Genomic DNA, 24210 nt, shown 5'->3' on the forward strand with positions numbered 1-24210 from the left:
ATAAGTCATAAGTAGTGTGAAAAACTTTAACTGGTCAGAATAAAGATAGTAAAACTCTTATCCTTTATAAAAACAGTCCAAACGAAAAGACATTCAAAATATGATATGTTAGTGGAGTGTAGAATTTATGTATATAGTGGAGAAGTAGATGTATAAGCAACAACATTCGAAATATCCTCGAAAATTTAGACGATATTAAAATAAGCACCCGCTAATTACGGGTGCTTCAATTAATTCTCTTCTTGCAAGGCTTTATATAATTGACCTTTACGTGCATAATCATTGACGATTCTTGTCATATCTGCGCGATCTTCATCAGTCAACTCACGAACAACACGAGCTGGAGAACCGATTGCTAATGTGTTAGGCGGAATCTTCTTGCCTGGAGTTACCAAGCTACCAGCACCGATGAATGCCCCTTCACCAACCTCAGCCCCATCGAGAACGGTAGCGCCCATTCCGACAAGTGCACCGGTTTTAATTGTGCAACTATGGAGCATGACTTTGTGACCGATCGTCACATTATCTTCAAGAATTAATGGGTACTTTGGGCTTTGATGTAGACAGCAGAAATCCTGTATATTTACTCTTCGTCCTATAATAGTAGGAGATACATCCCCACGTATAACGGTATTGAACCATATAGACGATTCAGGACCTATAGTTACATCCCCTGAAATCGTTACATAGTCCGCAATATAGACGGATGGGTCAATCTCTGGTAATTTACCTTCGTATGGATAAATCAATCAAATCTCCTCATTTCTAAATAATCATGTATAATTTATCGTAACAAACATTTAGTATTTGTGAAACATAAGAATGAAATGGATAGAATAAGCTAGTCAAATAAGGAGTGGTAACTTTGTGGAAGTGGGAAGCAGAAGGTAAGGCGAAAGGTGTTATCGTTCTTGTACATAACGCATATGAACATCATAGAAGATATGTATGGCTCATACAAAAATTTCGAAGTGACGGCTTTCATGTCGTAGCAGGAGATTTACCTGGTCACGGCAAAGAAAATGTTGAAGTGCATGCTGAGGCATTTAGAGACTACCGTAGATTTATCAAAAAAATGATCCGTAGCGGTTTAGATGATAATTTGCCTGTGTTTTTATTTGGACATGGATTGGGTGCTACGTTCTTACTTCGTTTATTACAGATGGAACGAATTGATTGTGCAGGAGTCATTTGCACATCGCCTTGGCTACATCTAGAACATCATCCGCCGATCCGTGCGAAAATGTTTACAAAGTGGTCTCAAACGATGACATTGGATCATGAAATCACGCCTGAACTTCTATCACGCAATCCTGAATTCTTGGAGCAATATGCGGAAGATCCAATGTATGTATCCATTGTGACGGGCGGCTGGTACCGCGAGTTACAGACGCTTATGAAATCAGTTATGCAACCTGATCTAATTATCCAGGACGTACCATTATTACTGCATACGGGGGAAGCGGATCAAATCACCAATACCGATTACACACGCAAGTGGGCATTCGCACAAAATCTATCTGAACTGCAATGGAAACGATGGAAAGATGTTGAGCACGATGTCATCCAAGCACCTGAGCAAGAAGGGGTCTATTTATATACACTATCATTCATCCATAATGTACTTCACTCGCTAGGATATATTATCGAATGAAATAAGGTTGTGAACATATGAGAGAACGTCTGTACATAGGCGTGGCTGGGGCTTTTGGAGCGAGCACAAGGCTGCTGATCGGTCACCTGTTGATCGTCAGTGCTTCTTTTCCTATCGCTACATTCTTAGTGAATATGATGGGTACGTTTATACTTTGCTACATAGTGGAACGTGCCCGTCTTTTGGGTAGTCTTAGCTCTCTAGCAGTGACAGTGATAACTTCAGGATTCCTTGGTGCATTTACGACGTTTTCAGCGGTCAGTGTAGAAACAGTTGAATTGCTAAGTGATGGATTTTTTGGACTTGCTGTTGCCTACGTCTTTAGCAGTTTATTAGGTGGACTAGCTATGGCGGCGCTTGGCTTTTCATTTGCTAGGAGGTTAACGGTATGATCTGGCATTTCATAGCAGTTGGTTGTGGCGGATTTATAGGGGCGCTATTGCGTTTTGAGGTATCTTCCAAGCTCAATCGAAAACGTAAGCCATATGGAACGCTACTTGTTAATTCAATTGGAAGCTTCTTCATTGGTTGGATTATAGGTTCAAATCTTTCACTCAGTTGGACGTTGTTCTCTGCAACGGGTGTGGCTGGCGCTTTAACGACCTATTCTACGTTAATGAAAGAGATTTGGACGTTCTGGGCTGGAGGTCAAAAGCTCCAAGCCATTTGTTATACACTTGTAACGTTCATAGTGGGGATAGGCTTGGCCTTTTTAGGTTTTAGCTTATAGAAAAGAGGTTCTGATGAGTAAGAAAACGACATCCAAAGTGAAACAAAATAAACGCAAGAAAATGATTACATCATTCTTGATTGCTTTAGGGGTTGTGATAGTTGCAATATATTTCCCAGAACTATTTGAGGATGAGGAAAAAGAACCGAGTCGTCAAGGTCTTATACCTGTTGAATTAGTCAAAACAATTGACGGTGATACGATCAAGATTATGTATGAAGGTAAAGAAGAAAATGTACGGTATTTATTAATTGATACACCAGAAACGAACCATCCCCGTCTTGGCAAGCAACCTTACGGGCAGCAAGCTAAAGTGCGTAACCAAGAGCTACTGCAAAAAGGACGTCTTGAAATCGAGTTTGATGTAGGCGGAAAATACGATAAATACGGCAGATTATTAGCGTATATTTACATAGACGGCAAGAGTGTGCAAGAGCAGTTATTGAAAGAGGGATTAGCGAGAGTCGCTTATGTGTATCCACCTAACACACGGCATCTGGATGCATTTGAAAAAGCGGAGCAACAAGCCAAGAAATCTGGCATAGGGATCTGGACGTTGGAAGATTATACAACAGACCGAGGTTTTGATAGTGAGAAATATCCCGCTGATTCTGTGAAGATACCTGTCTATGGTGAAACACAGGATTTTAAGAATTGTACAGAACTGCGTAAAGTATATCCGAAGGGCGTTACGAAAGGACACCCTGCATATAAAGAACATCTAGATGGCAATAGTGATGGACAAGCTTGTTAAGTATAGAAATACGAAGTAAGTACGAGGAACGCATTAGCGAACGCTTTCCATTTACGGGTAACGGGCGTAGCATTTTTGTATATACATGTTAATAAAAAAGAATGAAGGCAAATCCTGTTTATTAAGGAATTGCCTTCATTCTTTTTTTATCAAAACACTTCATTATAATTCGTAAACTCCCGCAATGCACGTTCTTCAGTGGGAATGCGAACGGACAGCATCCAGATGTTTAGTATTAAAAATAGACCCGCTGTGAAGTATGCACTGAATAGTAAAGGTAAGACAATCAGTTCAGTTGTGACAATGACATAGTTCGGGTGGCGGATCCAGCGGTAAGGTCCTTTTTTCCGTACGTTCGCTCCTGGTAGTATGAGAATTTTAGTGTTCCAAAACTTCCCTAATGATAACAGACACCAGACACGCAGAACTTGCATCAATAGGAAGACTGCAACAAAGGCACCTGAGAATGGTGATAAGGGACGGTTGAATAACAGAACTTCGATTAGCAAGGAAATGAAAAATGCCGTATGCATCAGAACCATCCATTTATAATGGGATGCGCCGATTTCTATTGCGCCTTTACTGCGTATCCACTTCTCGTTACGATTAGCGACGACTAATTCTACTAATCGTTGCATAACGACGATGATAAAAACAAACAGGAAGAGCCTACCCATTTCACTGCCACTCCAACAACAGTAGTTCTCCACAGAAGCCTGGACCCAGTGCTGCCATTAACCCGTATTCCCCTTTAGCAGGCTGCTGCTCGATGAAATCTTTGAGTACGTAGAGCACAGTAGGAGACGACATATTCCCATGATATTGCAATACTTTTTTCGACGTAGCGGTTTGCTCTTGATTCATATCCAATGCTTTTTGATAAGCATCCAATACTTTTTTACCGCCTGGATGGGCAACGAAATGCTGTACGTCTTCCATTGACAGATCATGATCTTCTACGAATTGATGCACGAAGGGTCCTAACCAACTCTTGATAACGTTTGGAATACTCTTTGAAAAGACCACATGCAAGCCATCATTTTTAATGTCCCAGCCCATCACGTCCTCTGAATTGGGCATGAAACGTGAAGATGTTGCACGGATATGCGGCATCGGACGAGTGCTTTTAACGGTAGACTGTTCTCCAGAAACAAGTGCACAAGCAACACCATCGGAAAATAATGAAACACCGACCAAGTTACTTTTCGACACATCATCCCGTTGAAACGTTAAGCTGCAAAGCTCTATAGCCAGAACGAGAACATTCGATTCAGGATAAGCTTTACAGTAATCAAAAGCCCGACTCATACCCGAAGCCCCACCTGCGCAACCAAGACCCCAAATAGGGATACGTTTAATATCATGTCGAAATGGTAATTCATTAATAAGACGGGCATCGATACTTGGTGTGGCAATACCACTACTTGAAACAAAGAATATCGCGTCTATTTCAGCAGCATTCACCGGACGTTCAAGCGAAGTCGTATTGGTAAGACATTGTTCGACTGCCCGTTTACCAAGTGTCACGGCGTGCTGAATGTATAAGTTATTTTTTGTTTCAAAATCATGTGGCTCCGCATACCATTCCAACGGCATACATACTTGTCGTGAATCAATTTCACCGTTTTGGAAAACTTTCAACAAGCGATCGATATCTTTAAATGAATCCGAAAATAAAGAGCGGGCAAATGTCATAGCCTCTTCCTGTGGTAAATCAACAGGCGGCCTAACGGTACTGACAGATTGAATAATTGGCATAGGGTTACCTCCGATAAAATTAATAGCGTGCGCGAGCAGTAAATTATGGCGTAGCTTCTCGTTAACTATATGCAATGGAAGTGAAGGACTTGTCTTAAAGATAGAATTAAGTATAGTAGATTAATTTCCTATTCCATCTTGCAGTACTTCGACCATCCAAAATGGATCGGGCGTTGTCATCCTATCCCACTATTCCCCTTTTAAGGTAGCAGAAAACTATAAAGTGTTAGATGCGTTGTGCAACCACTAAGGAATCATGCCCGTTTCTATTACGTATCACTTTTATGGTAAACAAAAATCGTATAAACTGATAATGCAAGAAATTTTGAAAGGGGAGATAAGTTATGAATGTAATCGATACTAAGAATCAGCTAACTGAGAAGAAAAAACATATTGAAAAAGTGGCGGATGTCGACAATGCAATCTTGATGAATATTCAATTGCGTGCAGGTGAGGAAGTGGCAGAGCATGATGCGAATAAAGAAGTATTCATCATTGTGCGAAAAGGAAAAGTACGATTCACAGTGGAAGGCGAGCCGATTGATGTAACGCCAGATAATGTCTTGCATATGGTGCCGCTAGAAAGACATAGTTTGCATGCGGTAGAGGATTCAGACGTTTTAGTTATTCAAGTAAAGCCGTGAAGATAATAAACAGAGACCGCAAGTAGTACTTAAAGTCTCTGTTTATTATGTAGACTAATTTAATGCTGAATTGTTTTACATAATTCACGCAAACTGGAAACGAATCCTTCATTCTGTTCAGCAGTTCGTTTTTTGGGGCCGCGTAAACGACCTCCTGCTCGGCGGATTTTCTGTGCTTTATGACGTGCTGCAAGTAATTGATCAATATTGTCATTTGTATACCATCTACCGTTCTGATCAAGAGGCAAACCTTGTTTCGCCAACGCCATAGCAGCCAATCCATAGTCTTGAGTGACGACGATATCCCCCTTTTTTATACGGTTCACCAATACAAAATCGACTGCGTCGGCACCTTTGGAAACAGTAATCGTCTCAGCGCCTTCCCGATGCATTTCATGTGCAGTGTCACATATTAATACACAAGGTAGGCCGTATTCTTTTGCAATTCCGATCGTTTCATTAATTACCGGACAGCCATCTGCATCCACTAAAATCGTTGTCACGTTATCCCTCTCCTCCTACTTCTTCTAGTAGGTTTAGTATAGCAAATATCGGGAAAGATAAGTAAAAACATGAGGTTGAGGTGATGAAATGGCTGATTTATCAAAAGAACAACGAACTACTGCAGAACAACGTGAGCAATATGGACGCGAAATAGATGCAAAGAATGCTGCCATGGAGAACGTAGAAGTGCCACTTGAAAACAAAGCATTAGCAGATCACGAAATTCCACCACCGTTGACAGAAGAAGAAGTAAGAGCTAAAGTCGGTAATCAAAACTACCGAAATGCGACAGAGGATAATGCACCCACATCAATAGGTAGCTAATAAAATCATGCAAAAAAGGGACATCACAGATGTTCCTTTTTTGCGTTAACCGTTATTAATGAAACCAAGCTGCTTGGCAAATCGTATGTATACAATACAACAACATAACGGAGTGATGAAAAATGAATGAAGGATATTTCGTGGGATGGGGTACATTAGCTTTAATCAATGCAGTATTGGCACAGGGAAAAAATAGAAGCGGATTGAACTGGTTTATCATCTCTTTGTTTTTAGGACCGCTAGCAACGCTCTTCTTAGCGCTATCAGGTAAAAAGTGATAAACTATTTAGGAAACCGAAATAGTGGAGGGAGCTATTATAACTATGCAAATCAATGTAGAAATTTTATTTTCAACAGATGGACAAATAACGAAGAACCTGTTGGTGAAGCAATTTGTCGACAATCAAGCCGAGGAATTTTCCACGTTTGTACATGAGGGAAAACAGCTAGTCGTTATAAAAAATAAAGAATGGAAAACAGTAGATGCAATTCGCAGTATTGCAGGTGAAATCTCTCGCAAGCTCGCGGCACAAAAGGTACATTCTGCTTCGATTCAAGCAGATCAGCTAGCGCAAAAATGGTCGTCTGTAGACGAAGCAGTCACGGCTTTCGTCGAAGGATGGCACCTTGGCGCCTATAACTTTGACCGCTACCAATCTAAAAAGGCGAATCCTGTAACTACATTAGATGTAATTGGTGCAGATCAAGGAGCAGTCAAATCAGGAGAAATACGTGCTGCCGCTATGGCGTTTTCTCGGGATTTGATGAATGAGCTCTCTGATGTATTGAACCCAGAGACGTATCCAGAAGTATTAAAAGACCATTTTAAAGGAACAAAAGTGAAAATTAATGTACTAGGTAAAAAAGAAATCGAAGACCACGAAATGAACGGCGTATTAACAGTTTGCCGTGGCAGTAAGTATGAGCCTTCATTCGTTGAGATGACTCTGCAGACAGATGCATCAAAACCACTCGTGGCTCTTGTCGGAAAAGGCGTAACGTACGATTCAGGCGGTATTAGCTTGAAGGGCGGACGCGATGATAGTGACATGCGTATGGATATGGGCGGTTCAGCAGCCGTCAGCGGTGCATTATCACTACTAGCTCATTCAGATGCGAAAGTGAATGTAGTCGTGCTGATTCCAATGGTTGAAAATACACCTGGACCTGATGCTGTAATGCCGGGCGAAATTATTCAATATAAGAACGGCATCAGTGTACAAGTCGGTAATACAGATGCAGAAGGACGTTTGATTTTGGCTGATGGATTAATTCGAGCAGGAGAATTACATGCTGATTACACAGTCGATATTGCTACATTGACCGGAGCGGTTGTAGCTGCTCTAGGTACAGAAGTCGGTGGAGTCTTTGGTGATGAGGAGTTGTCTTATAAACTGAAGAAAATCGGCGATCAAAACGGCGACTTCGTTTGGCCACTTCCACTAGTGGATGAATATGAGGAATCACTTGACAGCACCTATGCTGATTGCAATAATATTAGTTCTTTAACTGTGGCAGGTTCGATCACGGCTGGTCTCTTCTTGCGTAAGTTCGCTCCGAAGAATAACTGGTTGCATGTGGACATGGCAGGTGTCATGGATAAGCAGAAATCGAAGGGGTATTACACAAAATCTGCAACAGGTTACGGAGCACGTTTGCTTGCGGATTATGCAGTGTCGTTGACTAAATAATATCAAAAGAATGTCCTAGAAGTAACGATACTTCAAGGGACATTCTTTTTTGTATGTTTGATTACAGGGAGTTAGCATTGAAGGGTTACTACTATTTGTAATTGAATTGATGCTCTAACTGGAAATACCTTCCTGGGGGCGCGACTTGAGCCTTCTCATCATAAGTGCAACGAAATGCTCTGCCGCTTTGACTTCGATTTAATCTCTCATAAAAACAACGAAGGGGAGGCGAGTCCTGCTAGAATGATTAACAAAGATACCGATGCGATAATTGCAGGTTTCATAAATGCTGGTTCTTCCTTCACTAGCTCCTTGATTGCATAAATTATTGATATAACAAAAACGAATGGCCATACGAACCATGTCCATAGATAGAGAATACTTAAAAGCTTCATGATGCTAATAAACATAGATATCACTCCTTACTTAAGAATAATTGTTCACTGGAAAAAACGAATAGTGTAAAAGATAATATGCTCATTACTTCTGTTTCCCCTAATTTACAAAATTCACACTTCTTGTAATGAAACACATAACAATTATTACGATTTATCAAGTTAACAAATAAAGGGAAGTATGTACTTGTGAATAAAATTGCTGCTGCCCCAAAATGGAAAAAAGACGCGTGAGGAAAAAATCCCCACGCATCTTTCATTATTTACATAGAACTACTTCACGCGAAAAAGTACCTTTGCGAGCAAGACAACGATCTACTATCTCAAATCCAGCAATTTCGAGCATTTCGTCCATATTCTCAATTGTGATGATTAAACAGCTTTTTGAAAAACGACGAGCTTCTTTCAAAATCTCGAGTTGACCTTCTGCAGTAATATGTGTAAATAAATTATACGGCATATCAATGATCGCCACATCGTATTCTTCGTCGACATCGGCAATTGGACCTATTGTGACATTGCCTTTCAGACCGAAGTAGTCGATGTTTTTTCGCGAACCATAGACGACGAGTGGATTAATATCACGACCTTCAATAGGTATCCCCATAGATAGTGCTTCGACAAGGACAGTTCCGATTCCACAGCAAGGATCGATGACGCGTTTTCCTTCAGGGTGTGGCACTGCGATATTGACGGCGGCTCTAGCTAAACGGGTACCCAGCGCAGTAGAGTACATATGCGGCTTCTGTTGGTGCACATGCCAGTCAGAAGAACTATAAAGTAATTTCCCTGCGTACCAGCGATTATCCAATTTCATAATGCCAATGAACACTTCCGGATGATCGAGTTCTGGTTCACCGTTGATCTGTAAACCTATGGTGCGCTCAATGTCACGACGAGTATCATGACCAATTTTAGCTGTTTCCGCAAGCGTTATATCGTTCAAGCAGACTGTTTTAAATAATTGATCGACCTCCAATTCAGAAGCTTTGTCGGCCAGCAATTCCAAGCTGTCCGCATCCAGTAAGACTTCGAGTCGTGTTTGTATGAACGGACTTCGTGACGGATCAACCGCAATATCACTTACGATCACGTTATCCTCTGCATCCTGTCCGAAAAAAGCCCGCATCTCCATCCGACATAATTCTTTCTCATCACGGTGTCGAATATACGTGTAGATAAACTGCAATGCCATCAGCTATTTGCTCTCATTTTATGCAAATCATCCAGTACTACATATAGAAGTTGTAATGCATCTTTTATGGACATCGCCTCATCAAATCCATTAAGAGAATCAAACGGAACATTCAATTCCCAGAAACCTTCGTTATCCGAAAACGAAATACTAAAACCATTTAAGTTGTGCTGAAGTTTTTCCTCAATAAATGTACGAATTAGTTCGCCTTCTTTTTTCTTGCCTTGTAAACCAAATAACGCCATATACGTTTTGAAAATATCGTCCACTTCAAGTGCTAGCGAATCAACTTGGATTTCATCAAATTCAGGTGACTCGACAAAAAGAAACTCAGCTATATTGGATTTCAAATACGAGATGGGTTCGTGTAAAAAACGTTCATCCGCAGTGCGTACTGCTTCCTCCGTTTCTTTTACACATACTTCTATTGTTTTAATTGTTAATGTACTCATTTTTTCACTCCTCGTTAGTAAGTATACCGGATTGCTTTTCGGGATACCACGGATTTAAGTGAATTAACACTTCGTCGACATCTTCATTTTTTGCCATGATCAAATTACGTAATCTACTCGAAATAACATGACCTTCTTGTATAGTTAAATCACCACTGACACCGATACGAATATCCACCAATACGTAATGACCATGTTCTCTTGCACGCAAGCGATCAATTCGTTTCACTTCTGGAATGGAGTGAATCAATTCTTCAAAAGCGACTAATCGTTCATCGCCTACACTTTTCTCCATTAATATATCAATACTTTCCTTACCGATATCAATAGCAATTTTTAAGACAAGAATCGAGACGATAATACCTGCAATGGGATCACCGTATGTGAGTAGCGGCAATGCGTAAGCATCTCCAACTAAAGCAAGTCCAATTCCTACCACTGCGGCAAGTGAGGCATAGACATCTGCCAAGTGATCATAGGCCGTTGCGATCAGGCCTTTACTGTTCTCCGCGGTACCGATTCGAATGGTGTAGACATAGAGTATATATTTCCAAATTAGAGACACAATCGCAGTGATTAAGGCAATTTTACTCGCTTTAGCAGGATCTTCGAATAAAGCCATTATAGCTTCGAAAGCAATATAGATTGCGGCTAACCCCAAAATAATAGCGACTATGCTTGAACCGATGACTTCCGCTTTGCCGTGTCCATACGGATGATCTTCATCAGCAGGACGTTTTGAAATTTGCATGGATGTCAGTGCAGCGGCAGAAGCTACCACATCACCTGCGTTGTGGAAACCGTCTGCGAGTAAAACAGGACTTCTGAAAATGAATCCGACTACCAGTTTTAATACAGTCAAGATGATATTACTTAATAAACTAATCCAGATAGCTAAAATGGCAGAAGTAGAATGTTCGCGTACATGAATTGTCATAAAAGTTTCCCTCCTCTAAGAGTGTTTCCTATAAGCAACAAAAAAACCTCGCTTAGCTTAGGCGAGGTCATACGTAATTTTAATTGTTGGATTGGGACAAAGTTTCTCATTGTCATCACTCATTCATTTATAGTTCAATTATTATCCCATAAATATACGGTTTATGCAAGCAGACACAACATTACTCAAAGTAGAAAAAATTCGTCCACTGTGTCAAAATAAAAGAATAGATCTGATGCAAGTTGGCAATAGGGATAATCAGTATACAGAAATACGAATAAAAATACACGTTGAGAGGAATGATGAATAATGAAACTTTGGGGCGGTCGTTTTAGTAGCAAAGCAGATAAGATTATGGAGAAATTCAACAGCTCTTTGCCTGTTGATTATCGTCTATTCAGAGAAGACATCGCAGGTAGTATTGCACACGTAACGATGCAAGTACATTCAGATTTACTGTCACCCGAGGAAGGCGAATTACTTGTAAACGGCTTACAGTCGATTTTGGCAGATATCGAATCGGGCGAATTACAAATTGAAGGTAATTATGAAGATATTCATTCATTCGTTGAAATGAATCTAACAGAGCGAGTAGGAGAGACAGGCAAGAAATTACATACAGCGCGTAGTCGAAACGATCAAGTAGCTGTCGATATGAGGCAATATGCGAGAAATCAAACTTCTGTCGTCATAGACGCGCTTCAGGTCCTAATCGATTCACTTGAGTCAAAGGGAAAAGCAAACAATGTTATTATGCCAGGTTACACACATTTGCAACGCGCACAAGTTGTCACGTTTGGACATCATTTGGGAGCTTATGCACAAATGTTCAAACGCGATAAGAAACGTGTGCAAAATGCTGCCGAGATTTTGAATGAAAATCCACTTGGCTGTGGCGCATTAGCTGGGACGACACATGATATTGATCGTCAAGTGACGACTGCATTACTAGGGTTCGATAAACCGGTTGATAACTTCCTTGACGGGGTCAGTGATCGCGACTACTTAGTAGAATTGATGTCCGATTTCTCCATCATAATGATGCATATGAGTCGTTTAAGTGAAGAACTGATTCTTTGGAGCAGCCAAGAGTTCCGTTTCATCACAATCTCAGATGCCTATTCAACAGGAAGTAGCATCATGCCACAGAAGAAAAATCCGGATGCAGCAGAACTGATCCGTGGAAAAACAGGACGTGTATATGGCTCTCTATTCGCTTTACTCACGACGTTGAAAGGATTGCCATTAACCTATAATAAAGACATGCAAGAAGACAAAGAACAATTCTTTGACGCACTTGATACAGTTCTGGATTGTTTGGAAATCATGTCTAAAATGATCGATACTCTACAGGTAAATGCGGATCAAATGAAAGCAGCGATTAAAGGTGGTTTCCTAAATGCAACAGAAGTGGCAGACTATTTAGTCGCAAAAGGTATGCCATTCCGTGATGCTCATGAAGTGGTCGGAAAAATTATTCTTTATTGTGAACAGGAAAACAAAGCGATTGAAGATCTAACATTGGGGGAACTCAAAAAGTACAGCGATCATATCGATGAGGATATCTACGAATACATCGATTATGAAGCAATTATTTCAAAAGGTAACAAAGGATTGATGATAGAACAGTAATTCTAGCAAGGAAGCCATTTTTTTACTAACACTAGAGAGTACTTCCTAAGTAAAACTAAACAATAATTAGCATGTAAAAAGCCTACGGAATATCCGCAGGCTTTTTATTATTCAACACGGGGCTTGCCTTGAGCAGAAGCGACTATAAATCCTACCGCGCCAAACACGATTGCAGGCAAAATCCAGCCAATACCTTGTTCATATAATGGTAGGAAATCCAAAATATATGTAACCGGTACCAGATTGACATTGAATGCACGTAACACATCGAAGAATCCAATAAGACCAGCCGCTAGTAAACCGTAATTATACACTTCATGATAGCCCTTAAATAACGGATGTAACAATCTGAAAGTTATGAGGACAATGGCTAGAGGATACACTCCGACTAGTACAGGAATGGACACTGCAAGCAATTGCGTGAGGCCGACATTCGCAAGTATCATAGAAAACGAACAAATAATAAACACGAATGCTTGATAGGAAATCCTAGGTACGACTTTGGAGAGGTATGTAGCACTAGCGGTTGTCAATCCAACAGATGTTGTTAAGCAAGCTAGTGTTACTGCAAGTCCAAGTAGGTATAATCCGTTATTACCCATCAAAGCATATGCAAGTTTTGCTAAAATATCTCCACCGTTCGTTGCACCTTCTGCTACAGAGCGGCTCGTCATCCCTAAATATGCTAATCCGGCATAGACAAAACTCAGCCCGAGTACTGCGATGGATCCTGCTTTCATCGTAATGGAAGTGATTGCTTTTCTGTCGGTAATACCTTTTGCCTTCACGGCATTAATTACGATAATAGCGAAGACGAGCGCTGCCATTGCGTCCATTGTTCCGTAACCTTCAATAAATCCTTTGTAAAAGTAATCTTCTACATAAGATCCTTGTGGCGCGCCTGCTTCACCCACTGGGTTGATGATTCCAATCACGACAATAATCGTTACGATAGCTAGCAATATTGGAGTTAAAATACTTCCGAATCGATCGACAATTTTATTCGGCTTACAGGAGAGCCAAATCGTCACTGCAAAAAATAAAATGGAAAAGAGCGCCAATGCCAACTTAGAATACGAATCCGGCATAAATGGGGAAACCGCAATTTCAAATGAAACAGTCGCTGTACGAGGAACTCCGAAGAACGGTCCAAGTGCCAAATATATAACGAATGGAAAAAACATGGCGAATAAAGGCGACGCTCTTTTGGCTAAATCATTTAATTGATTGCCGCTCATAGTTACTGCAATTATGCCTAGATAGGGAAGACCGACTCCCGTTATTAAAAAACCAGCTAGTGTAATCCATGTTTGCGTTCCAGCTAGTTGACCGAGTAACGGTGGAAAAATCATATTTCCTGCACCGAAAAAGAGAGCAAACATCGTCAGCCCCAGTTTCAACGTATCGAATTTTGTAAATCTATTCATTTGGAATTCCTCCTGAGGTACTTTGAAAAGTGTATGTATTTCGATTATTAATGGCATTTTAATGAAAAGTGCCCATAAAAAAGGATTCTCCTAAGAGAATCCTTTATAAGATTACCCCATAATGTGGTAGCCAGCATCTACATAGATGACTTCACCTGTCACACCACTCGATAAATTACTTAGCATCGCCACGGTCATATCCGAAACTTCTTCAGGTTTAACGTTACGTTTTAATGGCGCACGTTCCTCAATTTGACTGAGGATTGTATTAAAGGAAGGAACACCTTTTGCGGACAATGTACGAACCGCTCCGGCAGAGATCGCATTTACACGAATGTCTTGTTCACCTAGCTCGGATGCTAAATAGCGTACTGAAGCTTCAAGTGCGGCTTTTGCAACACCCATTACATTATAGCCTTCAAGAACGCGTTCTGCGCCTAAATAACTCATCGTAATGATCGCTCCACCTTCTGTCATATAATGACGGGCTTCACGTGCTGTTGCCACCAATGAATAGGCACTGGAATCTTGCGCGAACGCATATCCATCACGGGTCGTTTCCACGAATGGATTATGCAAATCTTGTTGATGTGCAAATGCAATGGAGTGAACTACCCCGTGGATCACACCAACTTGTTCGCCAATCGTTTTGAAAGCCTGCTCTATACTTTCATCACTATTCACATCACATTGAACAATTTGCGTGGCTGTAAATTCGCTTTTAGCCAATGCTTTTTCTAATTTATCACGAGAGCGATCTTTACGGTATGTGAAAATGACATTCGCACCAACTGAGAATAATGCTTTTGCTACTCCCCAACCAATACTACGTTCATTCGCAACACCCATAATCACAATGTTTTTACCGGATAATTTTAATAAATCTACCATAATAGCCTCCTGAAATCTTATTATTCATTTGATCATATTATACTCTCCATAATAATAACATATAGTGAGGAAGAAGTTATAGATTTTCTAAAAGAACGGAAATAGAATCGGTAAATTAACTGTTAATAAATAAAAATACAGTTGACTTTATAATTATACATACGTATACTTGTCTGTAATGAATAAAGAGGTGATGACGTTGAAGGTTGGAATCGTAGGAGCGTCTGGATACGGTGGCCTAGAGTTAATACGGTTACTACAAAACCATCCGGAAATTGAACAAATTGATTTATTCACTTCCTCAGAAGTGGGGACAGTCTTTTCCCAAAAATATCCACATCTCGTGAATATTCACGATCAATCGATGAAAGCTATAGAACCTGAACATATTAGCAAGTTAGATACGGTGTTTTTCAGTACACCAGCTGGCGTAACAACTAAGTTACTTCCACCATTGGTGGGTGCAGGTGCTAAATTAATTGACCTATCGGGAGATTTTAGACTGAAAGATCAAGCGGCTTTTGAGCAATGGTATCAAAAAGATGCACCGCCACTTGAACACTTGGAGAAAAGTGTATATGGACTTCCTGAATGGAATAAACATCATATTGCCGATGCGGAAATCATTGCGAATCCAGGGTGTTACCCGACAGCAGTTCTACTATCTTTACTTCCTTTATTGAAAAATAAACTAATTGATGGTAGCCGATTAATAATCGATGCGAAAAGTGGCGTATCTGGCGCGGGGAATAAGCCTAGCCAAGCGACACATTTCAGTGAAACGAATGAAAATTTCTCTATATATAAGATTCATCAGCATCAGCATATACCAGAAATTGAGCAAGCAATGAATACATTTGCTGATCAGCCGGAACCCATTATGTTCACTACGCATCTAGTTCCCATGACAAGAGGTATCATGACGACGAGCTATGCGAAAGTAAATGGACAAGTAACGCAAGAACAGCTTATAAATTGCTTGCAAGAGACATATAAAGATAGTCCGTTTGTTCGGATTTTGACAGATGTGCAAAAGGTTAGCACAAAACAGGTATATGGCTCCAATTATTGCGATATACATGTCAAAGTAGATCCACGCACAAATCAAGCAACGATTATAGCAGTCATTGATAATGTGGTGAAAGGCGCCGCGGGACAAGCTATACAAAATATGAATATCCAATATGGTTTAAATGAAAAAACAGGAATCGATCTCATTCCATTATGGATTTAAACAAGTAATTTGAACACAAGAATTGAGGGGAGCACGATTATGGAAACTATCGAAGGTATGAAGCGCATCTCGCGTAAAAATATTATCTCACCAAAAGGGTTCAAGGCAGTCGGCATTCACTGTGGGCTAAAGCATAAGAAAAATGATTTAGCACTATTAGTCAGCGAAGTGCCAGCGAGTGTTGCGGGTGTCTTCACAACGAATGTAATCCAGGCAGCTCCACTTCAAGTGACAAAGAAAGTTGTCTACGAAACTCAAAAAATGCAAGCGATTGTTATTAATTCTGGTAACGCAAATGCATGTACTGGAAAGCAAGGCATGCGAGACGCAGTGAGTATGCAACGTAAAACTGCAGATCACCTAGGTATTGACCAGAATCTTGTAGGGATTGCGTCAACAGGTGTTATAGGTGAACAAATGAATATGGCGCCTTTACTCTCTGGTATTGAAAAACTTCAACCGTTGGATACATTAGAAGGTTCCATTCAATTTTCCCAAGCAATTTTAACTACAGATACCGTAACGAAAAACACTGCATATGCAACGGTGATTGATGATCGTGAAGTAGTAGTTGCGGGTGTTGCAAAAGGTTCGGGAATGATTGAACCGAATATGGCGACGATGCTAGGTTTCATTACAACCGATGCCCATATCGAGTCAGAACATTTACAAACAGCATTAAAAGAAATTACGGATGTAACTTTCAACTCCATTACAGTAGACGGTGATACATCAACGAATGATATGGTACTCGTTATGGCAAACGGACTTGCGGGTAATCATTCATTAACTCCAGATCATCCCGAATGGCAATCTTTCGTCGATGCATTGCATGCCGTATCACGTGATTTGGCAAAAATGATTGCTAAAGATGGAGAAGGTGCTACCAAATTAATCGAAGCAAAAGTGACGGGTGCAGTTTCCGATGAACAAGCGCGTCAAATTGCAAAATCTGTTGTAGGCTCACCACTTGTCAAGACGGCAGTATTTGGCTGTGACGCCAACTGGGGGAGAATCATTGCGGCAGTCGGATATAGCGGTGCGACAATAGATCCTGAAGATATCAAAATCTATATCGGTGACACTGTAGTAGTAGAAAGCGGGGAACCTATTCCGTTTTCAGAAGAAGAACTGTTGATTTATCTTAAACAACACGAAGTAAAATTTGCAATAGAACTAAACCAGGGAGCTGGTCAGGGAATGGCATGGGGGTGCGATCTTACTTATGACTACGTCCAAATCAACGCAACATACCGCACGTAAACGACAGGTTATTAAACTAGGTGGCAGTATGCTAGACGAGTTAAGTGACGATTTTTTTCAGGGTGTGAAAAAATTACAGCAAGATGGTGTTCAAGTGATTATTGTTCATGGTGGAGGACCGAATATTAATCAAGAGCTTGAAAATCGTGGAGTCACTTCGACTGTAGTTAAAGGATTCCGTGTTACGTCAGCTGAAGCGATTGGTATCGTCCAGTCAACCATGATAGGTCAAGTAAATCCAGCGCTCGTACACCGCTTCAATCACGCGGGAATCAAAGCGATTGGATTAAGCGGGTTCGATACGAACTTATTTACATGTGATGTCCTTGATTTTGAAACGTATGGTTATGTGGGAGAAATAAAAACAGTTGAAACGGAAGTCTTGGATGCGCTACTAGATGCAGAAATTATTCCCGTTATTTCTTGTATCGGTGCAACGATTTCTGGAGAACCACTAAATGTTAACGCGGATACAGTCGCGAGTCGAATTGCATTAGCTGTCGAGGCAGAAAGTTTATTATTAGTTACGGATACATCGGGAATCCGCATTCAAGATCGTCCTCAAGCAGAAGTGGGACCCCAAGCTATTTATGGCTGGATTGAAACAGAAGATATTTACGGAGGAATGATCCCGAAAGTTATGGCGGCTATCGATTGTCTAGAAGCGGGTATTCCATCTGTACAAATTGTCTGTCAAAAATTAAAAGGCACGGTCATTACCAATGAGGGGGCAATCGTGTGACGTATTTATTCAATAACTATGCAAGACGCGCGGTACATCTCGTAAAGGGGAAAGGTACTGTAGTAACAGACGATAAAGGGAAAGACTATTTAGACTTTACTAGCGGTATCGCAGTCGTTAGTTTAGGTCATGCTCATCCTGCGATTGTTAAAGCATTACAAGAACAAAGTGAAAAGCTTTGGCATATATCCAATTTATTCGAAAGTCCAGAGCAAGAAAAACTTGCTGAATCATTGACAAGAAATACAGATCTGTCATATGCGTTATTTTGTAACAGTGGGGCCGAAGCGAATGAAGCTGCGATTAAACTAGCACGCAAACATACAGGCAAGCATCATATCTTATCGTTCAAACAGTCATTCCACGGGAGAACCTTTGGCGCAATGGCGGCTACCGGTCAAGATAAAATCCAAAAAGGATTCGGTCCGATGCTTGAAAGTTTTGAGGCATTGCCGTTTAATGACATCGAGGCTTTGAAACAAGCGACGAACGATAACGTGGCTGCCATTATGCTAGAAGTCATCCAAGCGGAAGGTGGAGTGAACTCTATCGAACCGGCTTTCGCTGAAGCGATTACGGCTGCTTGTAAAGAACATAGTATTCTCCTCATTATCGATGAAGTGCAGACAGGAATTGGACGCACAGGAACTCGCTATGCCTACGAGCAAACCGCATTAAAACCTAATATTGTGTCACTTGCTAAAGGACTTGGTGGCGGGTTCCCTATTGGTGCAATGCTAGCTAGTGAAGAGCTGTTCCATACATTCGGACCTGGCACACACGGTACAACCTTTGGGGGTAATCCATTAGCGATCTCAGTTGCCCAAACAGTAGTCGATCATGTATTTGATCCAGCATTCTTAAAGGACGTTCAAGAAAAGTCTGCATATCTGAAGCAACAACTCCAATCAGAACTACCAAATAATAAATATTCGATTCGCGGTAATGGCTTATTAGTTGGTATTCATTCAAATAATGAAATCGGTTCATACATCCAAGAAGCCGAAAAACAAGGCTTGCTCCTTGTACCTGCTGGAACGAATGTCATTCGTCTATTACCACCATTGACGGTTTCAAAAGAAGAAATCGACCAGGCAGTGGCGATATTAAAGAATATATTGGTTTAAGAAATATTTGAATTAAAGTAGTCTGTGAACTGCTATTCAGTAAACAAAAGATCTCCCTTGAAGTCTAAATGCTTCAAGAGAGATCTTTTTTGCGTGGGTGTAAGTTCAGGTCAGATGTAAACTAATTACAATTCAAACATCGATGAATAGCAACCAGTAATAACTACGTCCTTGCTAACTATACTAATCCATTACACTTATTCCTTTAAAAGTTTTTCGAGAGAAAATCATATCCATTTTTCGAATTCTTTCTATACAAAGAATTATTGCTCAGGTATAGTTAAGGCAAAACTACCTAAGAGAATGGAAGTGTCCTAGAATTGAAAAAGATAAGTGCAATAGTGCTAACGATGATGCTAGCCCTATTGGCAATCCCAACGAATTCACTTGCTACCGTCTTCCAAGACGTACGTCCTCAGCACTCAGCAGCTGAAGAAATACAATACCTAGTTGAAAATGATATTATCATAGAAAAACCGAACACCAAATACCGTGTAAACGAACCAATTACACGTCTCGAAGCCTCTGGAATGATCCAACGCGCACTAAAAATCTCTGTACATAATAGACCCGAAGTAAAACTGTCAGACGTAAAGCAGTCTCACCCACATTACGCACTGATCGCCACAATGGTCGATGAAGGTATTTTTATGGGTAATGAGAAAAATGAATTTCAACCGTATGGCAATTTGAAACGTGGACAGATGGCAGCGGTATTCGTTCGGGCATTCAACTTGACGGGTAATACGACATATCGATTCCGTGATGTACCTGCAACATACTGGGGGTTATCCGATATACAAAAATTATCTGTAAATGCCATTACGACAGGCTATTTAGATAACACTTATAAGCCGAATCAAACATTAACACGTGGGCACTTTGCAGTATTTCTTGCGCGAATTCTTGAACCAGACTTCAGAGAACAATCTGCTTGTTATAAGCCGAGTAATACGCCAGTGCAAACAGTAAATGTTCCTGTTACAACACTTTGGAAAGAGCCAGGAAAATCACGAACAGTTGATGCGTATGCCACAAACAAATCGCCTGATATTACGAAATGGGTTGCCCAGATGAGTGTGCGCGAAAAACAATGGCTAGTAGGTAAATTAGAAACTCAAGCACTATATGGTCAAACAGTAAAAGTCCTGCAGACAAAAGGTGACTGGGTTCAAGTGGCAGTAGTAGACCAAAAGTCTCCTAAAAACGCAGCGGGTTACCCGGGGTGGATGCTGAAAAATCATTTGACAACAGTATATCCTAACTATGCAACATGCGACACAGCCATGGTGACAACTAAATCAACCACACTTACAATGAATGAAAATAGTCAGCAGCATTTTCGTTCAATTAGCTTCAATACAACATTGCCTATAGTAAACGTCCTGGATAATAAACTCGCTGTTCAGACACCTGCTGACGGAGTGAAGTATATTGATAGAAGTGCGGTGAAGATCATAGGAGCGGATGGTGTCATGCCAAAGCCAACAACACAGCAAATCATGGAAACAGCCAAGCTTTTTGACGAATTAACGTATCTATGGGCAGGAACTTCGGGATTTGGTTTGGATTGCTCTGGATTCACGTACTCTGTCTATCGGCAGCATGGTATTGATATACCACGTGATGCATCCGTGCAAGCACTGAATGGAACTTTGGTACAGAAGAAAGATTTACAACCCGGTGACCTACTGTTCTTTGCCTATAATAAAGGAAAAGGAATCATTCATCATGTAGGGATGTACGCGGGGAACGGACAAATGATCCATGCTCCAAATCCCAAACGGACTGTAGAGATCATTCCAATGACTGCGGAACCGTATAAATCAGAATATGTTTCAGCTAGAAGATATGTAAAATGAGGAAAACGTACAGACAATGATGTCTGTACGTTTTTAGTGTCTCGTACTTTAATGAAAGGCATATACACGAAAAGCTAATGTAAAAATAGAATGAGTAAAGTAGTACATCCATGAGGAAGTAATATGTTACCAAACAAGATAGGATATACTTTTTGATATCCAAATATTACGAATGATCACATTTCAAAAAGAATCATTAAGACCTTTCTCATAATTTATGATATAGTAATTATATAGTATAAAAGGACCTAAAGAGGTGACGTGATTGGAAAAGCTTTTAAGAACATCTTCTGCACGTAATGCGCTTAAAAAAGTAGAACGGGTCACAAAACGCATTCAGCCATTAATAGAAAACGAACAATCATTTACTTTGAATTATCAAGTACTTCATCAATTATTGGATGAACAGCTGGAAGAAGATGAATACTTTGTCATTGTGGATGAAATGGGTCGAAGCTATATTCATACTAATCGGTTATGGGAAGGTACAGTATTTTCCGATGCCATTGGCTTGCGTGCTGCAAATACAACCAAGCCGTTACTGCAAGTGTATGATAGAAAATCCGGTGAGCGACTTATCGATGCGGCTATGCCGATTATTCAAGTAGGAAACAGGCAATTCACACTGCGATTAGGCAGAATAAATCATCAGAGATTTATTCTATATGGAGCGACTTTAGCTGTTGTATTGCCGGCTTTAGCCATGGGGACACTTGCGAATATATTTAATCTATCTATCCTACAGGTCATTGCATTTGTTAGTATGTCTTTACTTCTTTCGGGCATTTTCACATCTGTTCTCTATATGATGGTCATGAAAGGTGTACGGTCTTGGCGTAAAGTCACAAGAAAAATCTCATCTGGTGATCTAACAGCCGAAGTGACTGAAAGATCTCGATCTGAATTTAATCAAATTGGTTTTGAAATTAATAAAATTGTTATCGGTACAAAAAATATCGTCACAGAACTTGATCGCTCCTCTGAAATCGTGGATCAAATTAGTAAAGTGCAGGCTTCGGAAGCGGGTCGATTATCAAATGTCTTCACTTCATATGGAGAAACTATGCAAAACTTCCAAGGTGGAACAGAGCAACAACTATCTTCACTGCAATCCGCCAATGCGATGGTTCAAACGATGATGGCAGGAATTCGGGAAATGGAATTGCGCATACAGCAAACACTTTCCAAGTCTGAAAATGCGTCGATTGCTGCATCAGAAGGTAGTCAAGCAATTGAAGAAACAGAGGAAAAGATGCGGCAAATCAATGAAGCCGTTCACGTATCTTCACGAAAAATTATGCAGGTCGCTGAGGATATCAATCAAGTCATTCAAAAAGTTTCTCTTATTACGAAAATCGCTGAACAAACGAACTTATTAGCACTCAATGCCTCCATCGAAGCAGCGCGGGCAGGAGAAGCGGGGAGTGGATTCTCAGTCGTAGCAAACGAAGTTCGTAAACTGGCAGAAGAAACGAATGCATTCGCAAACGATGTTGTGCGAACGTTAGAACAAACAAATAACGAAGTGAAAATCGCCGTTCAACATGTTGAATCGAATGCGGATACTATTGAGGAAGGTGTCGAAATCGTCAAAGTAGCCGGTCAATCCATCCACTTGATGAATGACGCCGTGATAGATACTAAATCAGCTGTCACAAGCAATAGCCTTCACGCGGAAGAATTAATTAAAGACGGTGAGCAAATCGAAAAAATCATTGAGCAAATTACTAAGATCTCTGAACAATTCACGGAAAGTGTCATTCAAACAGTAGCGGGTATGGATGAACAAGTAGAGGGAATCCAGCAGTTGGCAAGTGATGCCGGCAAACTAACAGACGAAGCAACAGCGTTAAGTCGTATCGTCCACCGCTTCACGTTTTAATCTTTCATCTATAGTGCAAATGGAAAATCAGCAAATTAAAAACAAAGACCCAATCCAAGAATTTGGAATGTGTCTTTGTTTTTTGGTTCAATTAATTATAGTAGATCTCTCACTTTGAATTAAACACTAGGCTGCATACTATGTTTTTTATATTGACGCGCCTCATCTTTGCGCTTCTGCTGTATACGGAGGAATATATTATTTCCTAACAGCGCTGCAATAATACATACCGTACCAATGTAATCGAAAATAGTTAACTGATAGCCTTGTATATATGAAATGACCAGCGTGGTCACCGGCACAAAATTAATAAACAATAATCCATTCAATGGAGACAAGATGCGGACTCCAACATTCCAACCTACTAATGCAATAACACCTGGAAATACAATCATAAACAACATATGTGGTGTTACCACTTGCAATGTTTCCACAGTGGGGACAGAAATATAACCTGTCAACGTTACGAAGAATACCACTATACAAGCAGTTACTGTACCAAGTAAACAGCTTAACGTAGAATAACGTAATGCGGACCATTCACTAAATCGATTTCCACCCATCGTATAAATCACCCAGCCGATTACCGCGATGAAGATTAGCAATGAAGGCACAATGTCATCTGTTGCTGTCAAAAACGTACGTAAGTCACCTTTTGTGATGACAAGCATGACACCGACAAATGCAGTAAACACACAAGTGAGCGTGAAGCCATGTGGTTTATGTCTACTAATTACCCATACAATGACAATAGAAATCATTGGCATCATGGCCTCTGAAATAGAAGCCACCATAGTCCCGGGTTGTCCCATTAGATCTTGTCCCCAGAAGATAAAGAGGTTATAGACAACGAATGCCATCGTGCCGAAGAACCAAAGGGATAATCCCCTCTTTTCAAAGCGGAAAGCTTGTGTTCCTTCTCTAAACCAGAGTATTACGACAAGCAAGAATGTTACTGAAATATAACGAATTAATGTGAAATAAAACGGGTCGATATTTTTGAATGCACTATTGGCAACTGGGAACATTGCTCCCCAGGACACACTGGCTATAAAGCACAGAAACGCTCCCCAGATAATTTTGTTTTTCAACTGCTTAACCTCCTTGAAGTA

At 40.5% G+C, this 24210-nt stretch carries 26 protein-coding genes; 15 read left to right on the top strand and 11 right to left on the bottom strand.

Annotated features, from left to right (window positions below):
- Positions 1-230: 230 nt before the first annotated feature.
- Complete coding sequence (locus tag CSV75_RS00165) at positions 231-749, bottom strand: gamma carbonic anhydrase (protein WP_099631383.1); 519 nt, start codon at positions 747-749, stop codon at positions 231-233.
- A gap of 107 nt (positions 750-856) precedes the next feature.
- Between CSV75_RS00165 and CSV75_RS00170 the strand changes: the two genes are divergently transcribed.
- Genes CSV75_RS00170 through CSV75_RS00185 form a run of 4 tightly spaced genes read left to right on the top strand, consistent with a single transcriptional unit; the run spans position 857 to position 3138 of the window.
- Complete coding sequence (locus tag CSV75_RS00170) at positions 857-1654, top strand: alpha/beta hydrolase (protein ID WP_099674276.1); 798 nt, start codon at positions 857-859, stop codon at positions 1652-1654.
- Positions 1655-1671: 17 nt separating this feature from the next.
- Positions 1672-2046, top strand: a complete 375-nt coding sequence (locus tag CSV75_RS00175) for a fluoride efflux transporter FluC (RefSeq protein WP_099674277.1) — start codon at positions 1672-1674, stop codon at positions 2044-2046.
- Positions 2043-2384 carry a fluoride efflux transporter FluC gene (locus tag CSV75_RS00180; protein WP_099674278.1) on the top strand — a complete coding sequence of 114 codons (342 nt, stop codon included), beginning with the start codon at positions 2043-2045 and terminating at the stop codon, positions 2382-2384. The genes CSV75_RS00175 and CSV75_RS00180 overlap by 4 nt, the downstream gene beginning before the upstream one ends.
- A 13-nt stretch (positions 2385-2397) precedes the next feature.
- Positions 2398-3138, top strand: a complete 741-nt coding sequence (locus CSV75_RS00185; protein ID WP_099674279.1) for a thermonuclease family protein — start codon at positions 2398-2400, stop codon at positions 3136-3138.
- A 149-nt stretch (positions 3139-3287) separates the two neighbouring features.
- On the opposite strand, the gene CSV75_RS00190 is transcribed toward CSV75_RS00185, so the two are convergent.
- Positions 3288-3815, bottom strand: a complete 528-nt coding sequence (locus CSV75_RS00190; RefSeq protein WP_099674280.1) for an isoprenylcysteine carboxyl methyltransferase family protein — start codon at positions 3813-3815, stop codon at positions 3288-3290.
- Position 3816: 1 nt separating this feature from the next.
- Entirely contained in the window at positions 3817-4896 is a 1080-nt protein-coding gene (locus CSV75_RS00195) for a type III polyketide synthase (RefSeq protein WP_099674281.1), read from the bottom strand.
- 344 nt (positions 4897-5240) lie between these two features.
- Here CSV75_RS00195 and CSV75_RS00205 point away from each other — a divergent pair, with 344 nt between their 5' ends.
- Positions 5241-5540 carry a cupin domain-containing protein gene (locus CSV75_RS00205; protein ID WP_099674282.1) on the top strand — a complete coding sequence of 100 codons (300 nt, stop codon included), beginning with the start codon at positions 5241-5243 and terminating at the stop codon, positions 5538-5540.
- Between the two features lie 59 nt (positions 5541-5599).
- Here the strand turns inward: CSV75_RS00205 and CSV75_RS00210 are convergent, their stop codons facing one another.
- Complete coding sequence (locus CSV75_RS00210; protein WP_099674283.1) at positions 5600-6043, bottom strand: YaiI/YqxD family protein; 444 nt, start codon at positions 6041-6043, stop codon at positions 5600-5602.
- A gap of 88 nt (positions 6044-6131) precedes the next feature.
- Here CSV75_RS00210 and CSV75_RS00215 point away from each other — a divergent pair, with 88 nt between their 5' ends.
- The 3 genes from CSV75_RS00215 to CSV75_RS00220 all read left to right on the top strand — a co-directional run bounded on the left by CSV75_RS00215 (position 6132) and on the right by CSV75_RS00220 (position 8059).
- A complete protein-coding gene (locus CSV75_RS00215) occupies positions 6132-6368 on the top strand; it encodes a hypothetical protein (RefSeq protein ID WP_099674284.1) in 237 nt (78 codons plus the stop codon).
- Between the two features lie 122 nt (positions 6369-6490).
- Complete coding sequence (locus CSV75_RS16380; RefSeq protein WP_199171269.1) at positions 6491-6646, top strand: hypothetical protein; 156 nt, start codon at positions 6491-6493, stop codon at positions 6644-6646.
- Positions 6647-6691: 45 nt separating this feature from the next.
- Positions 6692-8059: a leucyl aminopeptidase family protein gene (locus tag CSV75_RS00220; protein ID WP_099674285.1), complete on the top strand. Its 1368-nt coding sequence runs from the start codon at positions 6692-6694 to the stop codon at positions 8057-8059.
- Positions 8060-8265: 206 nt separating this feature from the next.
- On the opposite strand, the gene CSV75_RS00225 is transcribed toward CSV75_RS00220, so the two are convergent.
- From CSV75_RS00225 to CSV75_RS00240, 4 genes are all read right to left on the bottom strand, one after another.
- Complete coding sequence (locus CSV75_RS00225) at positions 8266-8469, bottom strand: hypothetical protein (RefSeq protein ID WP_099636775.1); 204 nt, start codon at positions 8467-8469, stop codon at positions 8266-8268.
- 244 nt (positions 8470-8713) lie between these two features.
- Positions 8714-9649: a TRM11 family SAM-dependent methyltransferase gene (locus tag CSV75_RS00230; RefSeq protein ID WP_099674286.1), complete on the bottom strand. Its 936-nt coding sequence runs from the start codon at positions 9647-9649 to the stop codon at positions 8714-8716.
- Positions 9649-10101 carry a protoporphyrinogen oxidase gene (locus CSV75_RS00235; RefSeq protein ID WP_099674287.1) on the bottom strand — a complete coding sequence of 151 codons (453 nt, stop codon included), beginning with the start codon at positions 10099-10101 and terminating at the stop codon, positions 9649-9651. The genes CSV75_RS00230 and CSV75_RS00235 overlap by 1 nt, the downstream gene beginning before the upstream one ends.
- 4 nt (positions 10102-10105) lie before the next feature.
- Complete coding sequence (locus CSV75_RS00240; protein WP_099674288.1) at positions 10106-11038, bottom strand: cation diffusion facilitator family transporter; 933 nt, start codon at positions 11036-11038, stop codon at positions 10106-10108.
- 309 nt (positions 11039-11347) lie between these two features.
- Here CSV75_RS00240 and argH point away from each other — a divergent pair, with 309 nt between their 5' ends.
- Positions 11348-12670: an argininosuccinate lyase gene (argH, locus tag CSV75_RS00245; RefSeq protein WP_099674289.1), complete on the top strand. Its 1323-nt coding sequence runs from the start codon at positions 11348-11350 to the stop codon at positions 12668-12670.
- Between the two features lie 107 nt (positions 12671-12777).
- Here the strand turns inward: argH and brnQ are convergent, their stop codons facing one another.
- Positions 12778-14097: a branched-chain amino acid transport system II carrier protein gene (gene brnQ / locus CSV75_RS00250; RefSeq protein WP_099674290.1), complete on the bottom strand. Its 1320-nt coding sequence runs from the start codon at positions 14095-14097 to the stop codon at positions 12778-12780.
- 111 nt (positions 14098-14208) lie between these two features.
- On the bottom strand, positions 14209-14988 hold the full coding sequence (locus CSV75_RS00255) for an enoyl-ACP reductase FabI (protein ID WP_099636781.1): 780 nt from the start codon (positions 14986-14988) through the stop codon (positions 14209-14211).
- 193 nt (positions 14989-15181) lie between these two features.
- Between CSV75_RS00255 and argC the strand changes: the two genes are divergently transcribed.
- The 6 genes from argC to CSV75_RS00285 all read left to right on the top strand — a co-directional run bounded on the left by argC (position 15182) and on the right by CSV75_RS00285 (position 23098).
- The gene (gene argC, locus CSV75_RS00260; RefSeq protein ID WP_233189590.1) at positions 15182-16222 is read left to right on the top strand and encodes an N-acetyl-gamma-glutamyl-phosphate reductase; all 1041 of its coding nucleotides are present in this window, start codon (positions 15182-15184) and stop codon (positions 16220-16222) included.
- A 39-nt stretch (positions 16223-16261) separates the two neighbouring features.
- Positions 16262-17485 (top strand): bifunctional ornithine acetyltransferase/N-acetylglutamate synthase, encoded by a 1224-nt coding sequence (argJ, locus tag CSV75_RS00265; RefSeq protein ID WP_199171270.1) that lies wholly within the window; start codon positions 16262-16264, stop codon positions 17483-17485.
- Positions 17448-18227 carry an acetylglutamate kinase gene (gene argB, locus CSV75_RS00270; RefSeq protein WP_099674291.1) on the top strand — a complete coding sequence of 260 codons (780 nt, stop codon included), beginning with the start codon at positions 17448-17450 and terminating at the stop codon, positions 18225-18227. Before argJ ends, argB begins: the two co-directional genes overlap by 38 nt.
- Positions 18224-19354: an acetylornithine transaminase gene (locus CSV75_RS00275; RefSeq protein ID WP_099674292.1), complete on the top strand. Its 1131-nt coding sequence runs from the start codon at positions 18224-18226 to the stop codon at positions 19352-19354. The genes argB and CSV75_RS00275 overlap by 4 nt, the downstream gene beginning before the upstream one ends.
- A gap of 320 nt (positions 19355-19674) precedes the next feature.
- Positions 19675-21216 (top strand): NlpC/P60 family protein, encoded by a 1542-nt coding sequence (locus CSV75_RS00280; RefSeq protein ID WP_099674293.1) that lies wholly within the window; start codon positions 19675-19677, stop codon positions 21214-21216.
- Positions 21217-21481: 265 nt separating this feature from the next.
- Positions 21482-23098 carry a methyl-accepting chemotaxis protein gene (locus tag CSV75_RS00285; RefSeq protein ID WP_099674294.1) on the top strand — a complete coding sequence of 539 codons (1617 nt, stop codon included), beginning with the start codon at positions 21482-21484 and terminating at the stop codon, positions 23096-23098.
- Between the two features lie 119 nt (positions 23099-23217).
- On the opposite strand, the gene CSV75_RS00290 is transcribed toward CSV75_RS00285, so the two are convergent.
- Entirely contained in the window at positions 23218-24189 is a 972-nt protein-coding gene (locus CSV75_RS00290; RefSeq protein WP_099674295.1) for a DMT family transporter, read from the bottom strand.
- Between the last annotated feature and the right edge of the window lie 21 nt (positions 24190-24210).

It is taken from the genome of Sporosarcina sp. P18a, assembly GCF_002743135.1.
GTDB lineage: Bacteria > Bacillota > Bacilli > Bacillales_A > Planococcaceae > Sporosarcina.

Excerpts from the sequence above, each read along its gene's own strand:
- CSV75_RS00175 (WP_099674277.1), top strand. The coding sequence starts at position 1,672 with ATGAGAGAACGTCTGTACATAGGCGTGGCTGGGGCTTTTGGAGCGAGC.
- CSV75_RS00180 (WP_099674278.1), top strand. The coding sequence starts at position 2,043 with ATGATCTGGCATTTCATAGCAGTTGGTTGTGGCGGATTTATAGGGGCG.
- CSV75_RS00185 (WP_099674279.1), top strand. The coding sequence starts at position 2,398 with ATGAGTAAGAAAACGACATCCAAAGTGAAACAAAATAAACGCAAGAAA.
- CSV75_RS00190 (WP_099674280.1), bottom strand. The coding sequence starts at position 3,815 with ATGGGTAGGCTCTTCCTGTTTGTTTTTATCATCGTCGTTATGCAACGA.
- CSV75_RS00195 (WP_099674281.1), bottom strand. The coding sequence starts at position 4,896 with ATGCCAATTATTCAATCTGTCAGTACCGTTAGGCCGCCTGTTGATTTA.
- CSV75_RS00205 (WP_099674282.1), top strand. The coding sequence starts at position 5,241 with ATGAATGTAATCGATACTAAGAATCAGCTAACTGAGAAGAAAAAACAT.
- CSV75_RS00215 (WP_099674284.1), top strand. The coding sequence starts at position 6,132 with ATGGCTGATTTATCAAAAGAACAACGAACTACTGCAGAACAACGTGAG.
- CSV75_RS16380 (WP_199171269.1), top strand. The coding sequence starts at position 6,491 with ATGAATGAAGGATATTTCGTGGGATGGGGTACATTAGCTTTAATCAAT.
- CSV75_RS00220 (WP_099674285.1), top strand. The coding sequence starts at position 6,692 with ATGCAAATCAATGTAGAAATTTTATTTTCAACAGATGGACAAATAACG.
- CSV75_RS00225 (WP_099636775.1), bottom strand. The coding sequence starts at position 8,469 with ATGTTTATTAGCATCATGAAGCTTTTAAGTATTCTCTATCTATGGACA.
- CSV75_RS00230 (WP_099674286.1), bottom strand. The coding sequence starts at position 9,649 with ATGGCATTGCAGTTTATCTACACGTATATTCGACACCGTGATGAGAAA.
- CSV75_RS00235 (WP_099674287.1), bottom strand. The coding sequence starts at position 10,101 with ATGAGTACATTAACAATTAAAACAATAGAAGTATGTGTAAAAGAAACG.
- CSV75_RS00240 (WP_099674288.1), bottom strand. The coding sequence starts at position 11,038 with ATGACAATTCATGTACGCGAACATTCTACTTCTGCCATTTTAGCTATC.
- argH (WP_099674289.1), top strand. The coding sequence starts at position 11,348 with ATGAAACTTTGGGGCGGTCGTTTTAGTAGCAAAGCAGATAAGATTATG.
- brnQ (WP_099674290.1), bottom strand. The coding sequence starts at position 14,097 with ATGAATAGATTTACAAAATTCGATACGTTGAAACTGGGGCTGACGATG.
- CSV75_RS00255 (WP_099636781.1), bottom strand. The coding sequence starts at position 14,988 with ATGGTAGATTTATTAAAATTATCCGGTAAAAACATTGTGATTATGGGT.
- argC (WP_233189590.1), top strand. The coding sequence starts at position 15,182 with ATGACGTTGAAGGTTGGAATCGTAGGAGCGTCTGGATACGGTGGCCTA.
- argJ (WP_199171270.1), top strand. The coding sequence starts at position 16,262 with ATGGAAACTATCGAAGGTATGAAGCGCATCTCGCGTAAAAATATTATC.
- argB (WP_099674291.1), top strand. The coding sequence starts at position 17,448 with ATGACTACGTCCAAATCAACGCAACATACCGCACGTAAACGACAGGTT.